General features: G+C 72.1%; 2 protein-coding genes. Both read right to left on the reverse strand.

Annotated features, from left to right (window positions below; translation table 11 throughout):
- Positions 1 to 43: 43 nt before the first annotated feature.
- A complete protein-coding gene (gene thrS, locus ACSNOD_RS30050; RefSeq protein WP_436770240.1) occupies positions 44 to 2,023 on the reverse strand; it encodes a threonine--tRNA ligase in 1,980 nt (659 codons plus the stop codon).
- 161 nt (positions 2,024 to 2,184) lie between these two features.
- The coding region (locus tag ACSNOD_RS30055) for a hypothetical protein (RefSeq protein ID WP_436770241.1) at positions 2,185 to 3,060 on the reverse strand (876 nt) is incomplete at its 5' end.

Raw genomic sequence — 3,060 nt, forward strand, 5'->3', positions numbered from 1 at the left:
CCCCCCCCCCCCCCCCCCCCCCCCCCCCCCTCGTCCCAGCGGGTCACACCTGGACGCGGCGCTCCACCACATCCACGAGCTCGGCGATCGCCTCGTCGCGGGCGATGCCGTTCTTCTGCGAACCGTCGCGGTAGCGGAAGGAGACCGTGCCCGCGTTCATGTCGTCGTCACCCACGATGATCATGAACGGCACCTTGGACTTCTGCGCGTTGCGGATCTTCTTCTGCATCCGGTCGGACGAGGCGTCCACCTCGACCCGCAGCCCGCGCTTCCTCGCCTCCTGGGCGAAGTCCTGCAGGTACGACACATGCGCGTCGCCGACCGGGATGCCGATCGCCTGCACCGGGGCCAGCCACGCCGGGAACGCGCCCGCGTAGTGCTCCAGCAGCACGCCGAAGAACCGCTCGATCGAGCCGAACAGCGCGCGGTGCAGCATGACCGGCTGCTGCTTGGAGCCGTCCGCCGAGGTGTACTCCAGGCCGAACCGCTTGGGCTGGTTGAAGTCCACCTGCAGGGTCGACATCTGCCAGGACCGGCCGATCGCGTCGCGCGCCTGCACCGAGATCTTCGGGCCGTAGTACGCGGCGCCGCCCGGGTCCGGCACCAGCGGCAGGCCCTGCTTCTCGGCGGCCTGGCGCAGCGCCTCGGTGGCCTCGGCCCAGTCCTCGTCCGAGCCGATGAACTTGTCGGAGTCGTCGCGGGTGGACAGCTCCAGCTCGAACTCGTTCAGGCCGTAGTCGCGCAGCAGGTCCAGGACGAAGGTGAGGAGCTTGTCGAGCTCCTCCGCCATCTGCTCCTTGGTGCAGTAGATGTGCGAGTCGTCCTGGGTGAAGCCGCGCGAGCGGGTCAGGCCGTGCACGACGCCCGACTTCTCGTACCGGTACACCGTGCCGAACTCGAACAGGCGCAGCGGCAGCTCGCGGTAGGAGCGCCCGCGCGACTTGAAGATCAGGTTGTGCATCGGGCAGTTCATGGCCTTGAGGCGGTAGTTCTGCCCGTCGAACTCGATGGGCGGGAACATGGCCTCCGCGTAGTGCGGCAGGTGCCCGGAGGTCTCGAAGAGGTGCTCCTTCGAGATGTGCGGGGTGTTCACGAACTCGTAGCCGGAGTCCTCGTGCCGCTTGCGGGAGTAGTCCTCCATCACCTTGCGGACGACGCCGCCCTTGGGGTGGAAGACGGCCAGGCCGGGGCCCACCTCGTCGGGGAAGGAGAAGAGATCCAGCTCGGCACCGAGCTTGCGGTGGTCGCGCTTCTCCGCCTCGGCGAGGAACTCCAGGTACGCCTTCAGCTCGTCCTTCGACGGCCACGCGGTGCCGTAGATCCGCTGGAGCTGCTTGTTCTTCTCACTGCCGCGCCAGTACGCGGCGGCCGAGCGCATCAGCTTGAACGCGGGGATGACCCGGGTGGTGGGCAGGTGCGGACCCCGGCAGAGGTCCTTCCAGCACAGCTCGCCGGTCTTGGCGTCCAGGTTGTCGTAGATGGTCAGCTCGCCCGCGCCCACCTCGGCGTCGGCGCCGTCGGCGGCCTGCGCGGCGTTGCCCTTGAGGCCGATGAGCTCCAGCTTGTACGGCTCGTTCGCGAGCTCGACCCGGGCGTCCTCGTCGGTGGTGACCCGGCGCGAGAACCGCTGGCCCCGCTTCTGGATCTCCTGCATCTTCTTCTCGATGCGCTTGAGGTCCTCGGGGGTGAACGGCTCGGCGACGTCGAAGTCGTAGTAGAAGCCGTCCTTGATCGGCGGGCCGATGCCCAGCTTCGCCTCGGGGAAGAGCTCCTGCACGGCCTGGGCCATGACGTGCGCGGTCGAGTGGCGCAGGATGTTCAGGCCGTCCTCGGAGGAGATCTCGACCGGCTCGACCTCCGCGCCGTCCTCGATCTCGTACGCCAGGTCCTTGAGCTCGCCCGCCACGCGCGCGGCCACGACGGTGCGCTCGCCCGCGAAGAGATCGGCAGCCGTAGTGCCCGTCGTCACCACGCGCTCTTCCCGCTCGGAATCGCGTTGGATGATCACACGGACGTCTGACACCGGTCTCTCCTGACTGAAGGGAAGCACTGCACGGGCATCGCAGTGCGCTACCGCATGGTACCGAGCCGCCCGGCCCGCCCGCGAAACGCTTTCCCCGGTCCGGTCCGGCCCCGGCCTGCCTGCCTGCCTGCCCGGCCCGAGCTGCCCGCCCGGCCCGGCGCTCAGTCGCCGGGCCCGCACGCCTCGCCGAAGAAGTCGAGGTTCTCCCGGAGGGACTTCAGCAGCCGGTCCCGCTCCGCCGCGTCCACGTGCACCGGCACCACCTCGCAGGCCCCGGTGAGCCGGCGGAAGCCGCCGCGGCTCTCCAGCCGGCCGCTGACCCGCACGGGCAGCCCGACGAGATGGGCGTGGCCGGCGACGCGGTAGTCCCCCTCCCCCAGCGCCATGCGGACCTGGGTGACCTCCGCGCCGGCGAGGACCCGCAGCCGTACGGTGCCGGGGCCGTCGGGGGCCGAGCGCCGCAGCCGTATCACCGTGCCGGTGAGCCGGACCGGCACCGACGGCTCGTCCCGTACGTAGCGGGCGCCGGCCTCGCGCAGCGCCGGCAGGTCGCCGGGCGAGAACTCCACGGGCTCCGGCCGCTCGGCGAAGCCCTCGGGGGCCCCGGCGGCCGGGGACCACTCCAGCGCGATCCTGGCCCCCTCCGCGCCGCGCACCAGGGCCACCACGGCCTCGGTGAGCTCCTGGCAGACGCCGAGCCGCACGGCCGCCGCGAAGGCCTCGAAGCCGCCGGTGGCCCGCTGGTAGTCGACGGCGTCCCGGGTGGCCTGGAGGGCCCGCAGCAGGGTGGTGGCGGTGGCGCGGCCGCCCTCGACGGGCAGGAAGGCGGTCAGCCGCCGGCCGTCCGCGTCGGGGCCGATGAGGGCCCTGCCCACGGTCTCCTCGGCGGGCCGGCGGTGGCGGGCGCCGTGGTAGCCGGCGGGGCCGCGGGCGGCCAGGGCCGCCGCGAGCAGCATGGCGCGGGCCGCCGAGCGCAACCGCTCCTGGGCGGACCAGGAGGACGCCCAGGGGGCGGCACAGGGGCCGCCCCCTGGGCG

Source organism: Streptomyces sp. URMC 123 (assembly GCF_051386515.1).
Classification (GTDB): domain Bacteria; phylum Actinomycetota; class Actinomycetes; order Streptomycetales; family Streptomycetaceae; genus Streptomyces.